Source organism: Halomonas sp. Cn5-12 (assembly GCF_021532545.1).
GTDB lineage: Bacteria > Pseudomonadota > Gammaproteobacteria > Pseudomonadales > Halomonadaceae > Vreelandella > Vreelandella aquamarina.
Map to the genome: position 1 here is coordinate 1 of NZ_JAKGAY010000012.1, position 18,541 is coordinate 18,541.

An 18,541-nucleotide genomic window follows, 5' to 3' on the forward strand; every position below is an offset into this window, starting at 1 on the left:
CTGGAAGCGGATCAAGGGGTTCAACAAGCTGGAGCTGGTCGTGAACAACGTCCAGTTCAAGGACGGCGAACCCTTGACCGATCAGTCAGACAGGACTGCCGCCTGACCGGCCATACACAGAATTTGAGTGCGCCAGGCAAAGCCTGGACATCCGGGAAACCGAGAAGGTGGAAAGGATGTCGTGAAACCCAGTGGGTGAAAGTCCCACCCGGCCAAGGCTAGCCACCAGCCGGCAGCGAGTGTTGCGTGGTGTCGGGTAACCGCCGCTGCGAAGCGTACACAGCGAGTGGATAGGCCGTGTGATAGAGCCCCGAAATTGTGGTAGTGGCAGTCGCCGACAGTTTTCAAATGCTGGAAGGCAACACGACCCTGCCGTATGGCTTGGCAGGGAAGGGCCGCCGGGGTCGAAGAGCAGGGCATGTCCATACAGGGGTTTCCCAGGAACCTGGGAGGCCCGTCCTTCTCCTCTGAACGACAAAGGTACAGGCATGGGGCTGCCTGCGGCGAAAGCTCCCGGTCCGGTGCTGTCGTGCCTGACGGTACCGGAAGCAAACAACAGGCACTCAGGGGGTACGGCCAGGCGACCATAAGGAGCCAGCCGGATGGAAGGGCGGGAGTCGGAGTCGCTCATAGTACCGAAGAAGGCGGGGAACCTACTCGACGGGACCCGCTGGAGGGAAGGGGCGGCCAATCATCAGAACTGCACGAGGGCAACATGACAGGTGCACAGGAACCTGAGGTCATGTCCACGAAACAAGTGCGGATAGCAGCGCTGGCAGAGCGCTTTCCGCAGCGTGCCTTCACGTCACTGGCGCATCATATCGACGCCCAGTGGCTGAGGACGGCCTACCTGATGACGCGCCGTGACGGCGCCGTCGGGATCGACGGCCAGACGGCGGACGACTTCGCGCGCGACTTCGAGGCTAACGTCCAGCGTCTGCTGGAAGCGGCCAAGAGCGGTCGCTACCGGGCGCCGCCGGTGCGGCGCGTCAATATTCCCAAGGGAGACGGGCGCTCCACACGGCCGATTGGCATTCCTACCTTCGAAGACAAGGTCCTGCAACGTGCCGTGGTGGCCCTGCTGGAGCCGCTCTATGAGCATGATTTTCACGAGTGCTCGTATGGTTTCCGGCCGGGGCGCTCGGCGCATCAGGCCATCGGAACGGTGAGGAATGGCCTGATGTCGATGGGCGGAGGCTGGGTCATTGATCTGGACATCAAAGCCTTCTTCGACACGATCGACCACCAGCACCTGCGTGCGTTTCTGCAGCAACGAGTGAAGGACGGCGTGATCCTCCGCCTGATCGGCAAGTGGCTCAAGGCCGGGGTATTGGACGCCGGGCAATGGCAGAAGGGCGAGATAGGCAGCCCACAAGGGGGTGTGATTTCCCCCTTGCTGGCGAATGTCTACCTCCACTACGTGCTGGATGAGTGGTTTGAGCAAGACGTCAAACCACGCCTGCGCGGACGAGCATTCTCGGTGCGCTTCGCCGATGATGCCGTGCTCGCCTTCAGCAACGAAGCTGATGCCCGCAAGGTGCTGGAGGTACTGGCCAAGCGCTTTGCGCGCTTCGGCCTTACCCTGCACCCGACCAAGACTCGGCTGGTACGGTTTCGGCCACATCGCGAGCTACGGGCCGAGACCTTCGACTTCCTGGGCTTTACCTATTACTGGGGGAAGTCCCTGCGTGGACGCTGGATCATCAAGCAGAAAACGGCCAAGGACCGGTTCAAGCGAGGCCTGAAGCGAATTTCGCTGTGGTGCCGAGCCAACTGCCACCTGCCCCTGCGTGATCAGCACCGCCAACTCTGTCGAAAGGTTATGGGGCACTATGCGTACTACGGGATAACCCACAACATCGAGTCTCTGCAACGCTTCCAATACAGGGTTCAGACAACCTGGATCAAGTGGCTCAGGAGGCGATCACAGAGAGGATGGTTCCCGTGGGAGAAGGCAAGGCAACTGTTGCTGACACTCCCGTTACCGCGAGCGAGAATCGTGCACCGAGCGTCCTTCGTGTGAACCTGACGGTTGAGGAGCCGAGTGCGTCAATCGCGCACGCTCGGATCTGTGGGGGGCCGGAACGAGCAATCGTCCGGTCTACCCGACCAATAACTCTAGTTTCATTGCAGCATTCAAAAGCTAAATATCAACTGCTTTATTAGTTTCTTGCGTGATTGGGTTGTTGGCTGTACCTGTTACTGCCAATCCCTACTTTGGTGAGCCTGGTGCCTGGGCAAGTGGTTGGGGTCAAGGAACGGCAGAATATATGGCGGTAAGCTCTAACGGCTCTGCTGAGTTTGTACATTGCATGTAATGATGAAAACCCAGTGAGCATGACGCTGACTATTGACGGTATCGCTTATGGGAATGATCGTCAGGGTGAGTTCAATCTTGTATTAGATGGTTATGAAATATCCAGCCCACATTTCACTAATTCACGCGCGCACGCTGGAGGGTTTCTTTATGCTTGGGAACGCATGCGCAAAGCCACAAGTATTATTGCTGTGACAGATGATGGTATGCGTGTGGAGCTTCCAAGTCGTGGCTCTGCGGCAGCACTGCCAAGTGTCGACTCTCCCGCGATGGGCTGTAAAACACCATTCTACTCGTTCTGAAGGATTTTAGGCGCTGTACCCAGCAGCGCCTAAATGTGACAGTTGTTCCTTAAATGATGTAATTCGCCCATTCCTGCATCATTGCTCTACGCTTTTCAAACAGATCTCCACGTCGATATGCGGCTTCCACTTTGTTTTCAATGGCATGTGCTAACGCCATTTCAGCTACATCCCTAGGGTAGCTCGTTACCTCGCCTGTCCAATCCCTAAAACTTGAGCGGAAACCGTGGGGTACAAAGTAACCTTGCTCGCCGTTTGGTCCGTACCCCAGCCCCCGCATGAACTGTAAAAGAGACATATTGGAAAGTGGGCGGCCAGTTTTCATGCCTGGAAAAATATGGTTGTTACCTTTCATGCGCGGGAGAGTAAGAAGCAGATCTACTGCTTGACTAGATAATGGCACCCTGTGCTCACGATTCGCTTTCATACGTGTGGCGGGTATCTGCCAAGTTGATTTTGCTATGTCGATTTCATGCCACTCAGCATTGAGTACTTCTGACGTGCGAGTAGCGGTCAATATGAGGAACTGCAGCGCCTTAGAAGACATGCTGTTGTAATGCTGAATTGAGTTCATAAACGCCGCTACTTGCTCGTAAGGCATAGCAGGGTGGTGATTCACCTTTTGTATCCGTGATGGCTTAGCCAGCAGCTTGTCGAGATGGCCACGCCAGCGGGCAGGATTAACCGGGTCGCGATATTCATGTGCTGCTGCGAAGTCTAATACGTTTTCAATACGCCCTTGTACACGCTTAGCGGTCTCGTTTTTGGCCGTCCAGATAGGCGTTAAAATCTTCAATATATCCTGCGTGGTGACCTCCTCTACTGGGAGGTTGCCTATTACCGGGCGCACGTATGTTTTTAGCGTACTTACCCACTGGCGCGCATGCTTTACGTTTCGCCAGCTGCGACGGTGAGACTGAATGTAGCGCGCTGCACAATGAGTGAACGTTACAGGCCCCGCTTCTGTATCAGCTTTCTGTTCACGTGCTGACAGCGGGTCGATGCCTTGCTTGACGAGCTTGCGTTGTTCAGAAGCAATCTCTCTCGCCTCTGATAGGGACGTATCTGCATAGCTACCGAGACCCATATCTCTCAGCTTGCCACTCCAGCGAAAACGGTAAATCCAGCTTGCGCCGCCACCTTTTCCAATTTTGAGGTACAGCCCATCCCCATCATTAGTCAGGCCAGGCTTTGATTCCCTGACAAGTTTTTGAACGCCTTTTGTTGTGAGTTTGCCCATGGCCGCTACCTCCGAATTAGGTTTTTAGCGTACCATATCTCAGCCCATACACCAGCCCATACTTGAGCTCTGTTTTACGTTGTATGTGAGTGGATGGGATTGGACTATGTTGACTATTTTTTTATTTTAAATCAGTGGTTTGCTGGATTTAGGTAGATGTTGTGGGATGTGTAGTATACGGACTGTCCCTCCGCCATTATTAAAAAAGCCCGTAGAGTCAACGACTTGCGGGCTTTGATTTTTTTGCATTCTAACCACTTTTTCTAACCATTTTTTTGAGAGCTATTCTCAGGTAGTCATACTGGATAGATTTCCAGTTTCATGGTGAAAAGTCGGTTCCCCTCCTGACCTTCTTTCTAGCCTTTCATTCTGCTGGGCACCTAACCGATATGGGCCGCCGCGCTGTAGCGAGCGCCACCGATCCCGCCGCTAGTCAGCCGACACGCCCCGCCGAACTCCCGCTGGGGCCGGGTGACAAGTAGCGCTGAAATTGATGTGAGCGAGCCGCACCGGGTGCGGTTGATTGTTGTTTAGTCGAAGTCTCAAGCATTCGATGCTGTGGAGGTGGTGGTCATAGCCAGCCGTAAAAGGTGACGAACCGCACCTTTTACGCTGAAACTATGGGCAACGCATTGATTTAGCGTGATTCCTTCAGAGAGTCGGAATTATAGCCACACGCCACCTTAGCGGCTGTGGCTGTGCTCTTGAATGTACGTCTTTAGCGCCTGATCTATGCGCCGTTGCCAGCCTTCACCTTGCGCCTTGAAGTGCTCGATCACTTCCGGCGATAAGCGGATGGAAGTCTTTACCTTGGTGGGTGCCTGCTGGCGGCCACGCTGACCAATGGCGCGTTGTAGGTTAGCGGGCAACACCTCAGACATAGGGCGCATCTGCTTAACGTCCTGGTCTGTGAGTTCTCTTACTTCACCGTCTTTATTCGTGAGCCGCGTTTTCATAGCGCCTTACCTCCCGTGTGTTGGCTTTCCTCAGGCTGATAACCCGTATGCCGCCTTCAATGGGCGTAAAGCACACCACGTGTACCCGTTGCCCGATCTTGCCCAACCCGATGAAGCGCTGTTCTGGATAGTCGTAGCGGTCATCTTCATGGAATAGCGCGCCGTCCCAATCAAAGCGTTCAACCGCTGTGAAAGGTAAGCCGCGCTCCTCCTCATTGCGAGCGCTTTTGTTCGGGTCAAAGTCGATTATCATGTTATTTAATTGTATGGACAAAAAGAAAGAAAGGAAAGTTCTATCTAGCTGGCGCTAGGGTCATAGCTACGCCGTTGTTTGCTGGGGTAGGGTATTCCATTATTAGCTTGGGCTGCCTGGCCACCGCTTGAAAGCGGGCAAGCCGGGGAAGGTAAAGCGCCCACCTACCTTAGTGTGTTGCGGGGGCTGAGCGTGTACGAGCGCAGGTGGGCGATGAAGCCTTGCGCCAGCACTGCCGCGCTCAGCTCGCCAGGTTGTTGGCCCTGAGGCGGCTAACCCAACGCGGGATGTGATTAAAGATTGGGCGCAGGAGACGTTCACCGCTACCCACACTGATCAACAGCCCAGCGAGCATCATGGGATAGCACCGTCTGCTCGCGCTTGCGATGGGGCCTTGGCAGCTTTGCTTAACTGGCATTGGTAGCGAATGGGGTGAACAGTATGCCGGGTATTTAGCCGGTGCCATTGAAGCCGCCGAGCGGGGTGTGGCGGGCTTGTTGGCTAAGTAGAGCGCTTGCCTACGCGCTAATCCAGCAGCGATTCGCCAGAGCGAGTGAGCAGCGCTTTTAGGCTGGGGGATTCAAACCGGCGTTGAATGGTAATGGCGTAGAATTCTTCCCATACGCCGGGCAGCGCGCCGTAATCTTTTAGCGTGCAGTTGTGCAGCTCGTCACGTACTACCACGGGGGGCATAACGGCAATGTGCTGCGTGTCCCGCGCCAATAGGCGCATCATTGCCATGTCGTCGACTTCGGCGGCAATCTTGGGCGTTAGCCGGTAGTGGCTGCACAGCTGGTCGAAGGCGTGGCGAGTGGCGTTTTCAACCCCAGGCAGAATAAACGCGTGGCCGTTTAAGCCTTTGGGAAAAGCAGGGGGCGGCGAGAGGTGGGGTGCTGCAATTAAACTTACCGGCTGGCGCGCTAACCGTTGGGAGCGCCAGGGGTGTTCACTATCGCCACGCACGGGTTGGTTAGAGAGCACCACGTCTAGCTTGTGGGCCGAAAGCCGCCTTAGCAGGTCATCCAGACCACCGCTTTGCAGTATCAAATCTAGGTCGTCTCGGCCCAGCAGCGGCCGTACAAATCCTTCCTGAAAGTTGCGCGATAGCGTGGCCACTGCCCCGACGCGTACCACTTCGCGATGGGCGTGGCCGCCTTCAGCAAACAGCGCGCTCAGCTCTTCGCCTTGGGTGAAGATGATTTCCGCGTAATCAAACGCCATCCTACCCGCTTCGGAAAGGTGCAGCTGCCGCCCTTCGCGAATAAACAGCGCTTGGCCTAGGCGCTCCTCTAACTGGCGAATTTGCTGGGAAAGCGACGACTGTGACACGTGCAGCGCTTCGGCCGTGCGGGTCAGGTGGCCTGATTTCGCCACTTGCCAAAAATAGTAAAGGTGATGGTAGTTGAGCTTCATGGCAGAGGGGCCTCAGGCTGCGTGTTGGCTATTCGTTCTGTTTTAAAGAACGGTTCTTTAAAAATAAACTATTTTTTATATGGTGGCGAGCTGGGCATAGTTTGTGGCATACGACTGAAGGGGAAAGGCTATGCCACATTTCATCAACATAACGGTGCTATCACTGCTAGCGCTGTGGTTACTGGTCCCGGTTTCGCTGTTAGTGATGGCGGGCGTCAGCGCACGGGCCAGCACGCCCGCATCGCTGAAGCGCGCTTGGCAAATAGGCCGCTGGTTAGCGGCAAGCGCGCTGGTCGCGAGCCTAGCGGTGGGCGGGCTACTGGTGCTGGATGCGCTGGGTGTACCTACCGGCCTGCCCGAAGCCGCTCAGCCGCTGGGCTTGTATCCGGATGGTTTGGCCGTGTGGATGGCGCTACTCATCAGCCTGTTAGGCACGGTGCTGCTGCGTTTTGCAGAGAACTACCTAAAGGGCGACCGTGGCGAGCGTCGGTTTTTGCCCTGGTGTTTGGTGGTGCTGGCAAGCGTGATGCTGCTGGTCTTTACCCATCACTTGGTCGTGATGCTGATTGCCTGGGTGGGAGTGAGTGTGGCGCTGCACCACTTATTAACGCTCTACCCTGAGCGTGTGGAAGCCCAACGGGCGGCATGGCAAAAATTTGTGGTTAGCCGTATAGGCGATGCGGCGCTGGTTGTAGCGGTAGTGCTTTTATATGCACGTTTCGGTACCTTTCAGCTACCTGAGCTGTTTGCGGCCGCTGCGGCGTCCTCTAGCGGCTGGCAGGTGGAGGCCGCCTCAGTGGCGCTGGCCATCGCGGCACTGTGCAAATGCGCCCAGGTGCCGATGCATGGCTGGTTGATCAAAGTGATGGAAGCGCCCACGCCGGTCTCCGCGCTGCTGCATGCGGGGGTGATTAACCTGGGGGGCTTTGTGTGGCTGCGTTTGTTCCCGGTGTTTGATGGCCTAACGCTGGGCCACTACCTGCTCATTGCGGTGGGTGGTTTTACCGCACTGGTCGCGGTGATGACGATGCTGACCCAAACCTCCGTCAAGCATGCTCTGGCGTGGTCTACCTGCGCGCAAATGGGCTTTATGCTGTTTGAAATTGGCGTAGGGGCGTACACCTTGGCGCTGGCTCACCTGTTGGCGCACTCGCTTTACAAAGCTCACTCCTTCTTGGCGTCTGGCCGTACCGTGAGGGCCTCGCGCTGTGAGCGCCTGCCGCTTGCACCGCTGCGTCAGCGTCTTTCTCTTGCGCTGCCTGCGGCCGCTGTCGCGGCGATGGTACTGATGCTGTGGCCCTCGCTGGTTAGCCATAATCCGCTGCTGGGTGCACTGCTTAGCTTGGCGGTGGGCAGCACGCTGTTGGGCATGCCGGTGGGCACCGCCAAACCCAAGCGTTTAGCGCTGGTAGGAATGGCGCTTGCCCTGGTGCCGCTGTATGCCTTGCTACATAGCGTGTTGGCACCGGCGCTGTCCAGCGCCTACACGCCCTTAACACTCACGGCAGGCCTTTTAGGGGCACTGATGCTGGCAAGCCTAGTGCTGGCCGCAGGGGCCGTGACGCTGTTCCCTCAGGCTACCTGGGTAGCCCGCTGGCGCGTTCACTTTAGCCAGGGGCTTTACCTGGCACTGCCGTTTCAGCGTGCGGTGGATGCGGTGGCCCCCATTCGTGCCTGGTCGCGTCCTTCATCGCTTGCCCCTGGTTTAAAAGGAGAGTGGTCATGAGTCAGCCTGTTGCCGTAGACACATCCTTACACCATTCGTCAGTGCCGTCGCCAGAGCAGTATCACGATGCGCTAAAGCGCGCGACTGACGCCATTGCCCCGGTGTGGCCGCTGGACCAGTGGATTGCGGTGAACCCATGGTGGGGCCTGAAACATCAGCCCATTGAGCAGGTGAGCCAAGCGCTCAGCCGCCGGGCCGGGCAGCCAATGACCATGCCTGCCGAGTTTTATCGTAACGCTTGGGAATCGGGCCGGATTACCCCGCAAGACCTGCAGCAGGCGCTGCGCCAAGGCGGCTACGCCTATAGCGAGCAGAGCTTAGTGAGCTACTTGGCAACACCGCCAAAGCCGGTAACGCCGCTACGCAGCGCCTGGGATTCCCTGGCAGGGCATGATGGGTTTGACCCGCTGGCGGAAAGCTGTGCCAGCTACTTCGATCACCATCAACAGCGCTGGGCAAGCCGTTTTGTGCCTTCGCTTTATCACTTCTGGAAAACGTCGGCACAACACGATCTGCGCTGCCCTAAAGCGCAGCGCCAGGCGTTACAAGCTCTGCCAGATGACCCCACAGCAGCGGTTGAGCAAATAGCTGAGGATTGGGCGCTCACCCCAGAAGCGTTTGAGGTACTGGCCCACACCCTGTTGTTACGGATTAACGGCTGGGCTTCCTGGTGCCAAGGCATTGGTTGGCATACCGCCCACCAGCAGGCAGAGGCGGGCATTACCCAGCTGGCTGCCATGGTACTGGCATGGGAGTGGATAGGCGTTGACCAGCTCACCAGCATCCAACAGAGCGAGTGGTTTGCCCAGTGGCAAACCGCCGATGCGGGCATTACTTCTGCGCATGAGGCGCTGTGGTGTTGGCAGCATGCCTATGAGCTGGGCTATCAGCGGGCGCTAGCCATGACGTTAGCCGCGCCGAGTGCCGAGCCTTTCTCAGCCCCTAAGGTGCAGGCTGCGTTCTGTATCGACGTGCGCTCTGAGCGGTTTCGTCGCCATTTAGAGCAGGCCACCCCTACCGTTGCCACCTTAGGCGTGGCGGGGTTCTTCGCTATGCCGGTGGCCGATGCGGCTACAGGGCCCGAGCGTGCCCAGCCCCGCGTGCCGGGGTTGTTAAAACCTGCTTATCGGGTGGGCTCTTTGCATCCCCAGCAGCGGGGCGTTCAGCGCTATCAAAAAGAGAGCCAGCGCCAAAGCGTGCGCCACGCGAAGTACGCGCCGCTTTCAACCTTCACCCTGGTGGAAACAACCGGCATTGCCTGGGGCTGGAAGCTGATTAAAGACAGCCTGCGTAAACAGGCAACCGTGCCCCAGTGCGAAGCGCCCGCCGGGCTTTTCCACACCTACGACGGCGAGCCAATTGCCCGCCATGAAAAAATAGCGCTGGCGAAAAACCTGCTAACGCTGCTGGGAACCCCCACGGCGTCGCTGCTGGTGCTGGTGGGCCACGACTCCCAAAGCGAAAACAACCCGCATCACGCCGGGCTGACCTGCGGGGCCTGCGGCGGGCAGGGAGGCGGCATGAATGCGCGGGTGGCCGCTGCGCTGCTGAACGACCCAGAAGTACAGCAGGCCTTGCAGCACGAGGGTATGACGTTGCCCAGCCCGTTTTATGTATTGGCCGCCACCCACTGCACGCTCACCGACCGCGTGCATATCTACCGGGATGAGCAGATGCCCGAAGCGCTAGAAGACGCGCTGGCCGCATTTGAAAGCGGTGTACACGTGGCGGGTGAGGCTACTCGTCTAGAGCGGGCACCTGACCTGGGGGTGGATGACGCCGACCCTATTGAGCGCCTGAAAACCTTCGCTACGCGCGGTGCCGACTGGTCGCAACCACGACCTGAGTGGGGGTTGGTAAATAACGCCGCGCTTATTTTAGCGCCACGGGCGCGTACCCAAGGGAAAGCGTTGGAAGGGCGCGCGTTCTTGCACGACTACCACCCAGAGCAAGATCCAGAAGGCAAGGTGTTAGAAGGGCTGATGATGGCACCGATGCTGGTGGCCAGTTGGATCAACCTGCAGTACTACGCGTCTACCGTGGTGCCTGGGCTGTACGGCGCTGGCAATAAGCTGCTGCATTCAGTGGTGGGTGGCCATGTGGGCGTTATTGAAGGTAATTCGCCCCAACTGCGCATTGGCCTGCCGGAGCAGTCGCTGCGCGATGGCGAGAAGCTTCATCACGAGCCGTTGCGCTTAACCGTGGTGATCGACGCGCCCAGAGAACGCATCGAAGCGATTATTGAACGCCAGCCGGTGGTGGCGGATTTAATCAACCACCGCTGGCTGTGGCTCACCCGGATGGGGGATAACGGCCTTGAGCGCTATTCGCCAGAAGGCTGGCAGCCGGTTGCCGTTTGAGGGGCGAGCTACTCAGCGCTGAGGCACGATGAGCACGCTGCCTTTAGCGTCTTCTCCAGCGGAGACCAAATAACCTTCAAAACTCTCGCCATTCAGGCCGTAAGTGATGTCTTTGCCGCTAGGGGTATAGCCATAGACCGTTGTGGAAAGTAATAAGGTGGAAAAGGTAAGGGCAGAAAGTGTAGAAATACCCGTTACTGAGAGGGGAGTGGGGATTTTAAAGCGCATTGTAGTGTCCAAGTCGATGTGGGAGTTAAAGCATGCCGAGAGGAGATGCGTAAAAACGTGCGGATTGCGTGGAAGACAAAGACTTGCGTCTGGAACTAGGTAACGGCATGCTTGTCCGTTGATAGTATGACTACTAGGGAGCATAGATACATGGCTTTTAACGATTCGAATATGGCAAGAACGCAAACACACAGTTCGGTGAGTAGTGCGAGCGCCAATAAGGTGTTACGCAACACATACGCGCTGCTGGCAATGACGCTGCTGTTCTCTGCCGTCACCGCGGGTGCCTCAGTGGCGATGGGCATCCAGCAGATGAATATCTTTGTATTCTTCATCGGTGCTTACGGCCTGATGTTCCTGGTTCACAAAACAGCTAACTCCGCAGTTGGACTGCTGTCGACCTTTGCGTTTACTGGCTTTATGGGCTTTACCCTGGGCCCAATTATTTCTACGTACCTAACGTTGCCTAATGGCGGTGCGCTGATTATGAACGCGCTGGCTATGACCGGCCTGACGTTTATCGGCCTCTCTGCGGTTGCGTTGACCACGAAGAAAGATTTCAGCTTCCTCAGCAATTTCCTGATGGCAGGTGCCATCGTGTTGATTCTGGCGATGGTTGCAGGCATCTTCTTCAACATTCCTGCGCTGTCGCTGATGGTTTCTGCAGGCTTCGTGCTGTTTGCTTCTGCAGCGATTCTCTATCAAACCAGTGAAATTGTGCACCGCGCTGGCGAGACCAACTACATCCTCGCTACCGTGACGCTGTACGTTTCTATCTACAATCTGTTCGTCAGCCTGCTGTCTATTCTGGGCATCATGAGCAACGATTGATTGGGTAGCAAGAACGCGATCACTTGATCGAAGTGACATCAATGACAGACCCTACTCAGTAGGGTCTGTTTTTTTTCGTTGAATTGGCACGAGATGATGCAATGGAGTACGGCTTATTAGTCATGGGTGCCCCCTACACAAGTGCGGCACCTCATTCGGCACTGCGCTTTGCTAAAGCAGTGATCAGCCGAGGCCATCAAGTGGCGGGCGTATTCTTCTATCAAGAAGGGATTCATAACGCCTCCAGCTTAATGACACCTCCGCAGGATGAACTCAACATGCGCGACGCTTGGATAGCGCTGCATCATGAGCATGGCGTGATGCTGGACGTGTGCATTGCGGCGGCGCTGCGCCGTGGCGTAATGAGTGAAGCTGAGGCAAAACGCCATGGGCAAGCGCACTCTAATCTGGATGCGCCATTTGAGTTAACCGGGTTAGGGCAACTGCTGACGCTTCAGCAGCGTTGTGACCGTTTAATCACATTTGCCTAGAGAGAGCGCCCAATGAGTCATGAACACGAGCGGCTAGTGATTATTCGCCATGCCCCCTATAGCTCCAATGCCTTGAGAGAAGGGCTAGATGTAGCGCTGGTCGCTGCGGCTTTTGGCCAAACGGTTAGTCTATTGTTTCTTGGCCAGGGAGTGCTGGCGCTTCTCAAAGAGCAGGCAGCCGGTGCGCCAGGACAAAAGGCAACGCTACCGACCATTGATATGCTGGAGATGTATGATATCGACCAGCTGCTAGTGCCTCAAAGCGCGCTGGATGCGTTGAACTTGCAAGCAGCCCAACTAGTGGATGGGGCCACGGTGGTGGCCGACGATACCTTACCCGAATTGGTACAGCGTCACTCCTATGTCATGAATTTTTAAGCGGGCAGCAACATGTTACATATTCTGAACAAGCCCCCGCACAGCGAAGCGGCCGCGCAGATGCTCTCTACCGTTGCGGAGGGCGATGGTATTTTACTGATTGAAGATGCCGTACAGGCGTTACTGCATGCTGATTGGCAAGGTTGGGATGCGGCGGCTGATGTGAGCGTGTGTGTGCTAAAAGAGGATGCGGCTTCTCGCGGCTTAAGCGGAGCTGCGCTCAATAGCCAAGCAATCCTGGTGGATATGGAAGGCTTTGTCGAACTGACTGAGCAGCATACTAAGATTCTGTCATGGTACTAAATCAATGAGTGATGAAAATTTATACCGTTATCTTGATGCTAATAAACAAATCAAACTCGACCCTGAGGGGTATTTAGTAAAGCAAGGGGACTGGGACGAGGGGGTTGCCGATTTGTTAGCTAAGGATGAAGAGCTAACACTTACAGAGGAGCACTGGGAGCTCATTCGCGTGGTGCGGGATTTTTATGCCCGCTATGAAATGGCACCAGCGATGCGACCGCTAGTCAAAGCCACCAAGCAAGCATTAGGCGAGGAAAAAGGGCGCTCGGTCTATTTAATGAGCCTATTCCCCGGCAGCCCGCCGAAACGTTTGGCTCGTATTGCTGGGTTGCCGAAGCCCACGAACTGCTTGTAGTAAGCAACCTTAGCGCTAAACCAAATCCCCTCGGGTACACACCGATAGCACGACAGCATCGTCTTGGCTGGTAGAGACTAGGGCGTGGCCCATGTCACTATCGAAGTAGATGCTGTCGCCCTCGGCCAGTACCAGCGGCGCATAGAACTCTGTATAGAGCATGATGTCGCCGTGCAGCACCATCAAAAACTCTTCGCCATCGTGACGCACCCACTGGTGATACTCTTCGAAACTACGCGCCCGTACGATGGTTTTGAACGGGATCATGCGCTTTTGGGCGAGCTGATGGCCTAGCAGCTCATGCTCGTAGGTGGGAGTAGGGTGCAACTGCCCTTTTCCTTTCCGCGTGAGATCGCGCCTACCCATGGTGTAGCGTTCGCGCTTTGGTGGCGTAAAGAGCTGGGGCAGGTCGATATTGAGACCACTAATCAGTTTCTGCACCACGCTAAACGTCGGCGACACCTGATCGTTCTCGATTTTGGAGAGCGTGGAGCGGGCAATGCCGGTGCGCTGGCTCACATCTTCCAGCGTCCACTGATTGGCAAGGCGAATCTGCTTGAGGCGCTCGCCCAGGCGTAACGGCTCGACAAAGGGTTTGCGCCCTGACGCGATGCGCAGCGCTGCGTGCTCTTCAGAAGTGGCGGTCATAACGGTCACGTAGAATGGAGGGCAACATGGTGGCTGCATAGTACCACAGCTCCCTAACTGCGGGTGCGGCTAGGGAACATTGGTGAAAGGCAGGCCCAAGAGCGCTTTCAGGTGTGCTTCGGCACCGCTAGCCAATGACGTGGGGTTGTAGCCACCCTCCAACACAGACACGACTCGGTTATCGGCGTAGAGCGCCGCGATTTCCATAGCCAAGTGTGTTACCCAGTAGAAATCTTCATCCTCTAGGCAGATGTCGCCCATAGGGTCATCTTTATGGGCATCAAAACCTGCCGATAGCATCACCAGGTCGGGTTTGAATGCGTGCAGCGCGGGCAGCCACTGATGCTCTATCACGCGACGGTACTCCTGACTTGCCGTGCCTACTTCTAGCGGCGTGTTCACTACGTTCTGCGATTCGCTGCGCAGGTAACGCCACGGGTAGAAGGGGTATTGAAAGCTAGTGCAAATCAGTACTTCGGGATCATTTTTAAAAATATCGATAGTGCCGTTACATTGATGCACATCAAAATCGAGAATGGCGATGCGCTTAGCACCGTATTTGGCCTTTGCGTGAGCGGCTCCCACGGCAATGTTGTTGTAAAAGCAGAAGCCCATCGCATCCGCAGCTTCTGCATGGTGCCCAGGCGGACGAACGGCGCAAAAAACGTTATCTGCTTGACGCTTGAAAACCTGATCTACACCACGAACGACTGCGCCAGCGGCCACCCGGGCGGCTTTTAGGCTATCTGGGTTCATCATGGTGTCGCTGTCCAGCGTGACAATCCCCTCTTTGGGAAGGCACTTTTCCAGCGCATTTAGGTGGCGAAGGGGGTGTACTCTTGCCAAGGCCTCATCGCAGGCTTCTTTCGCATCGGCTTGCATGGTTTGCTGCAATAGCCCAGAGAGTGATAGGCGCGCACGAATTGCCTCCAGCCGCAGTGGGCTTTCAGGGTGCTCTGGCCCCATGTGGTGCAATGCGCAGTCGGGGTGGGTAAGGTAGGCAGTGATCATGCAAGCGCTCCGATAACAATAAAGCTACCTTAATCGCCACGAGGACTTGCGCGACAGTGTCAATAAGTCGTACACAGTAGTCATTCACTCCAGGGGAGGTACATTCGTGAGCACACGTTTTTTGCATCATTTTTTCGAACCTCGTTCGGCAGCCGTGTTCGGTGCCTCTGAAAAGCCTGAGTCCTTGGGTGGTTTGGTTTTGGGCAACCTTCAAGAGGGTGGTTTTAGAGGTAAGCTCTGGGCCGTTAACCTGAGGGGCTACGAGACGGTGTTTGGCGTTGACTGTGTGCGTACGGTTGATGAGCTGCCCGAAGTGCCAGACCTTGCAGTAGTGTGTTCGCCTATTGAAGGCGTCCCCAAACTGATTAAAAAGCTCGGAAAGTTTGGCGTAAAAGCAGCTTTGGTGCTCTCTGGTGGAGTCTACCTTGACCGTGATGAGGACAATAAAGGCTCTATTCGCCAACGCATGCTGCAAGCTGCCCGGGAGTCAGGCATTCGTGTGCTTGGTCCGGAGTGTATGGGGCTGATTGTGCCCGGCAAAAAGCTCAATGCCTCCTACGCCAGCCAGCCGGTTAAAGCCGGCAGGGTCGCCTACCTAGGCCAGTCAGGGATGCTGGCCAACGCGATGATCGACTGGGCAGCGGGTCGCGATGTTGGCTTCTCCCATTTGATTACCGTAGGGGACAGCGTTGATGTCCTGCTGCCTGATTTGATCGACTATGTGAACCAGTTTTCCCCTGCTCAGGCCATCTTATTGCATCTGGAGCGGGTAACGGATGCCCAGCACTTTATGACCTCCGTACGGGATGCTTCCCGTAACCGTTTGGTGGTGGCGATCAAAAGTGGCCGCACGCCGCAGTCGGATATTTCCAGCATGCCCCCTACACCGGGAATCGCCAATCGCGACGTGGTGTTCGATGCTGCTTTCGCCCGTGCAGGCGTGGTTCGGGTAAACGATTCGGATGAAATGCTCGATGCGCTGGAGACGCTATCACGCATGAAGCCACTACACGGCGACCGTTTGGCGATTGTTTCCAACGGGCTTGGGCCTGCCATGCTGGCCATCGATAAGCTGATTAGCGCGGGTGGCAAGCTCGCTGAGTTCAGCCCAGACACCCAGGCGGCGCTGCATAAAAGCCAAGTGGATATGAGTAAGCCGGGTGAAAACCCTGTGGACTTAGGCGGTAACGCGACGCCAGAGCGCTTTGTGGAGGCGCTGCAAATCGTCACCGCTGACCCTAATGTGGATGCCGTGCTGGTAGTGCATGCCCCCACGAGGTTAGCGCCTTCCCAGGTCACCGCCCAAGCGCTGATCGATCACCGTAAAACCTTTAAGCGTAATTTACTCACTAGCTGGATGGGCTTGAAAGAAGCGCTAAATGCTCGCCATGTCTGCAACCTGGCAGGGATTCCTACCTATACCTCGCCTGAAAAGGCAGTGAAGGCGTTTATGCACATGGTGGATTACCAGCGTGTGCAGGCGCTGCTGCATGAAATTCCCCCCAGCCTGCCGTTTTCTACCAGCCCGGAAATACGTGCAGAATGCCGGGCACTGATCAAGCAAGCAAAAGAGCAGGGCAGGCAGACACTCACCCACTCTGAAACCGCACAAGTGTTGGAGGCTTACGGCATTCCTACCGCCACCAGCGCCTATGTGCACTCGCCAGAAGAGGCTTTGGTGGTCGCCGAGCGCTTTCCGGGACCCAAGGCGCTGAAAGTGGTTCATGAGGGTAACTGCCGGCCTTATCGCTATCGCAAGCACCCGCATAAAATTTCCGCTGGGCTGCTGCAAGACTTGGAAACGCCGGAGCAAGTCGCTGAGGGCGTGCGGCGGTTAGGCGATAAAGTACAAGAGAAATTTCCCGAACACGCCATTCGTGAGTACTGCTTACAGCCCATGCAGCGTGGCAAACACTCTATGCAAATTTGTGCAGGCATCACGCGAGACCCCGTGTTTGGGCCGCTGATCGTCTTCGGTATTGGCGGTTACAAGGTTAACGTACTTGCCGACCGCCAAGTGGCGCTGCCGCCGCTCAATATGAGCCTCGCCTCAGATGTAGTGGGCCGCACTCATGCGGCGTCATTGATTCGTGAGCACTCTGCCGACCCCGAGCGAGATATTCAGCACCTTTGCCAACTGCTGGTTAAGCTGTCACAAATGGCCTCTGACCTGACGGATCTGCGTGGTTTGGAGCTCAACCCGCTGCTGCTAAACCGTGACGGCATGCTGGCAGTCGATTTTGCGATGGATTTGGGGCACCCCGCACGCTTTGCGATCATGCCTTACCCGGAAGAGCTCAGGGAGTGGGTCACACTCAATAACGGCTGGCAGGTGGAGGTGCGGCCTATTCGCGCCGAGGATGCTCCGCTCATTACTACCTTCCACCGCCAGCTATCGGAAGAGAGCATTCGTTTTCGCTACTTCCACAACAAGTCGAACCTTACCCAGCGGGACCTCTCCATCCTGTCGCATATCAACTATGACCGGCAAATGGCATTTATTGCCGAGCATCAGCACGATGATGGCAGTAAGGAGATGCTGGGAGTGGTGAGGGTTTGGAATGATCCAGACAATATCCGCACTGAGTTCTCTATTATCATTCGGGATGATCTTCAGGGGCTGGGCATTGGCAGCCTGCTGATGAAGAAGATGATCGACTACTGCACCAGCATCGGCACGCTCGAAATGATCGGCAAGATCATGGTGGATAACCACCCGATGCGGGCACTGATGAAGCACCTTGGCTTCCGCTGTCGGTACAACATGGAAGAGCAGGTGATTGATGCAGTGTTACGGCTAAACGAACCCGACAGCGAGTGGCAACGGCACCGCTTGGAGAGCCAGCCGGATTAAGCCTAAGCCACACTCAAACAAATGGTCTGCTGGAATACCGGCAGGCCATTTGTTGAATGACATGTCGCGCTAGATGATTAGGGCGCTAAACGGAACCGGCTCCACTCACCGCCATCACGGCGCTCATAGCGCAGGCGGTCGTGCAAACGGCTGGGTTGCCCTTGCCAAAACTCGATCATTTCAGGATTTACTCGGTAGCCGCCCCAATGGATAGGGCGCGGAATATCCTGGCCTTCGTAAGCCTGTTCAAAGCGCTTTTGACGCTCCTCAATCCAGTTGCGATCTGGAATGACCACGCTTTGGGTTGCGATCCAAGCCCCTAACTGGCTGCCGCGCGGGCGGCTGGCAAAATACTCGTCTGACTCTTCTGCAGACACTTGCTCCACTGGGCCTTCGATGCGTACTTGGCGTGATAAGGAGGGCCACCAGAACGTCAAGGCAGCATAAGGCACGTTGTTTAACTCGCTACCTTTATAGCTATGGTAGTTGGTGAAAAACACCATGCCCTGCTCATCGAATCCCTTAAGCAGCACAACGCGTGCATGAGGACGACCCTGGCTGTCCACCGTGGCGAGGGTCATGGCATTGCCATCCTTGCCTTCGCTTTCCAGCGCTAAGCTGAACCACTCATCAAACATGACAAACGGGTTATCTGGGGTTTGCGCTTCTTCTAAACGCCCACCCTCATAGTCACGCCTGACGTCGGCAATTTTTCGTGTCATCGGTGAAGCTCCCTTGCAGTGATAAGTTGCATTATTGTCATGTTCGCTGGTCTACCGATAAAGCTCAAGTGTTGTTCGGTTTGTGGTTGCAAACGATAAGAGCAGTAGCAAAGCGTTAGCAGGCGCGCTGAATCGTTCTATGAGAAAACAGCA

Annotated in this window: 18 protein-coding genes; 10 read left to right on the forward strand and 8 right to left on the reverse strand. The window is 56.1% G+C overall.

Going from position 1 to position 18,541, the window contains the following annotated elements:
* Positions 1-715 precede the first annotated feature (715 nt).
* Both ltrA and L1249_RS08525 read left to right on the forward strand, forming a co-directional pair.
* On the forward strand, positions 716-2,023 hold the full coding sequence (ltrA, locus tag L1249_RS08520) for a group II intron reverse transcriptase/maturase (RefSeq protein WP_235253511.1): 1,308 nt from the start codon (positions 716-718) through the stop codon (positions 2,021-2,023).
* Positions 2,024-2,331: 308 nt separating this feature from the next.
* Positions 2,332-2,619 (forward strand): hypothetical protein, encoded by a 288-nt coding sequence (locus L1249_RS08525; RefSeq protein ID WP_235253513.1) that lies wholly within the window; start codon positions 2,332-2,334, stop codon positions 2,617-2,619.
* A gap of 49 nt (positions 2,620-2,668) precedes the next feature.
* On the opposite strand, the gene L1249_RS08530 is transcribed toward L1249_RS08525, so the two are convergent.
* The 4 genes from L1249_RS08530 to L1249_RS08545 form a co-directional block, all read right to left on the reverse strand.
* Complete coding sequence (locus L1249_RS08530; RefSeq protein WP_235253514.1) at positions 2,669-3,859, reverse strand: tyrosine-type recombinase/integrase; 1,191 nt, start codon at positions 3,857-3,859, stop codon at positions 2,669-2,671.
* A gap of 683 nt (positions 3,860-4,542) precedes the next feature.
* Entirely contained in the window at positions 4,543-4,815 is a 273-nt protein-coding gene (locus L1249_RS08535) for a BrnA antitoxin family protein (RefSeq protein WP_044629138.1), read from the reverse strand.
* Entirely contained in the window at positions 4,793-5,068 is a 276-nt protein-coding gene (locus L1249_RS08540; protein ID WP_044629137.1) for a BrnT family toxin, read from the reverse strand. The genes L1249_RS08535 and L1249_RS08540 overlap by 23 nt, the downstream gene beginning before the upstream one ends.
* 525 nt (positions 5,069-5,593) lie before the next feature.
* Complete coding sequence (locus tag L1249_RS08545) at positions 5,594-6,481, reverse strand: LysR family transcriptional regulator (RefSeq protein WP_137093175.1); 888 nt, start codon at positions 6,479-6,481, stop codon at positions 5,594-5,596.
* Positions 6,482-6,611: 130 nt separating this feature from the next.
* Between L1249_RS08545 and L1249_RS08550 the strand changes: the two genes are divergently transcribed.
* Positions 6,612-8,207, forward strand: coding sequence for an NADH-quinone oxidoreductase subunit L (locus L1249_RS08550; RefSeq protein WP_137093173.1), 1,596 nt, complete (start codon positions 6,612-6,614; stop codon positions 8,205-8,207).
* Complete coding sequence (locus L1249_RS08555; protein WP_172416155.1) at positions 8,204-10,567, forward strand: putative inorganic carbon transporter subunit DabA; 2,364 nt, start codon at positions 8,204-8,206, stop codon at positions 10,565-10,567. Before L1249_RS08550 ends, L1249_RS08555 begins: the two co-directional genes overlap by 4 nt.
* 12 nt (positions 10,568-10,579) lie before the next feature.
* Here the strand turns inward: L1249_RS08555 and L1249_RS08560 are convergent, their stop codons facing one another.
* Positions 10,580-10,795 (reverse strand): hypothetical protein, encoded by a 216-nt coding sequence (locus L1249_RS08560; RefSeq protein WP_044629133.1) that lies wholly within the window; start codon positions 10,793-10,795, stop codon positions 10,580-10,582.
* Between the two features lie 150 nt (positions 10,796-10,945).
* Here L1249_RS08560 and L1249_RS08565 point away from each other — a divergent pair, with 150 nt between their 5' ends.
* The 5 genes from L1249_RS08565 (at position 10,946) to L1249_RS08585 (ending at position 13,153) form a co-directional block, all read left to right on the forward strand.
* Positions 10,946-11,626, forward strand: coding sequence for a Bax inhibitor-1/YccA family protein (locus L1249_RS08565; protein WP_062361173.1), 681 nt, complete (start codon positions 10,946-10,948; stop codon positions 11,624-11,626).
* Between the two features lie 101 nt (positions 11,627-11,727).
* A complete protein-coding gene (gene tusD, locus L1249_RS08570) occupies positions 11,728-12,117 on the forward strand; it encodes a sulfurtransferase complex subunit TusD (RefSeq protein WP_172416154.1) in 390 nt (129 codons plus the stop codon).
* Positions 12,118-12,129: 12 nt separating this feature from the next.
* Positions 12,130-12,495: a sulfurtransferase complex subunit TusC gene (gene tusC, locus L1249_RS08575; RefSeq protein ID WP_062361175.1), complete on the forward strand. Its 366-nt coding sequence runs from the start codon at positions 12,130-12,132 to the stop codon at positions 12,493-12,495.
* A gap of 12 nt (positions 12,496-12,507) precedes the next feature.
* Positions 12,508-12,798 (forward strand): sulfurtransferase complex subunit TusB, encoded by a 291-nt coding sequence (gene tusB, locus L1249_RS08580; protein ID WP_062361177.1) that lies wholly within the window; start codon positions 12,508-12,510, stop codon positions 12,796-12,798.
* A 4-nt stretch (positions 12,799-12,802) separates the two neighbouring features.
* Positions 12,803-13,153, forward strand: coding sequence for a TusE/DsrC/DsvC family sulfur relay protein (locus L1249_RS08585; protein WP_044629128.1), 351 nt, complete (start codon positions 12,803-12,805; stop codon positions 13,151-13,153).
* A gap of 15 nt (positions 13,154-13,168) precedes the next feature.
* Here the strand turns inward: L1249_RS08585 and L1249_RS08590 are convergent, their stop codons facing one another.
* Together L1249_RS08590 and L1249_RS08595 are read right to left on the reverse strand one after the other, a co-directional pair.
* Positions 13,169-13,801 (reverse strand): helix-turn-helix domain-containing protein, encoded by a 633-nt coding sequence (locus tag L1249_RS08590; protein WP_044629172.1) that lies wholly within the window; start codon positions 13,799-13,801, stop codon positions 13,169-13,171.
* A 69-nt stretch (positions 13,802-13,870) separates the two neighbouring features.
* A complete protein-coding gene (locus L1249_RS08595; RefSeq protein WP_089674465.1) occupies positions 13,871-14,812 on the reverse strand; it encodes a histone deacetylase family protein in 942 nt (313 codons plus the stop codon).
* A 106-nt stretch (positions 14,813-14,918) separates the two neighbouring features.
* On the opposite strand from L1249_RS08595, the gene L1249_RS08600 reads away from it, so the two are divergent.
* A complete protein-coding gene (locus L1249_RS08600) occupies positions 14,919-17,666 on the forward strand; it encodes a bifunctional acetate--CoA ligase family protein/GNAT family N-acetyltransferase (RefSeq protein WP_089674463.1) in 2,748 nt (915 codons plus the stop codon).
* Positions 17,667-17,743: 77 nt separating this feature from the next.
* On the opposite strand, the gene pdxH is transcribed toward L1249_RS08600, so the two are convergent.
* A complete protein-coding gene (gene pdxH, locus L1249_RS08605) occupies positions 17,744-18,388 on the reverse strand; it encodes a pyridoxamine 5'-phosphate oxidase (protein WP_044629125.1) in 645 nt (214 codons plus the stop codon).
* Positions 18,389-18,541 lie beyond the last annotated feature (153 nt).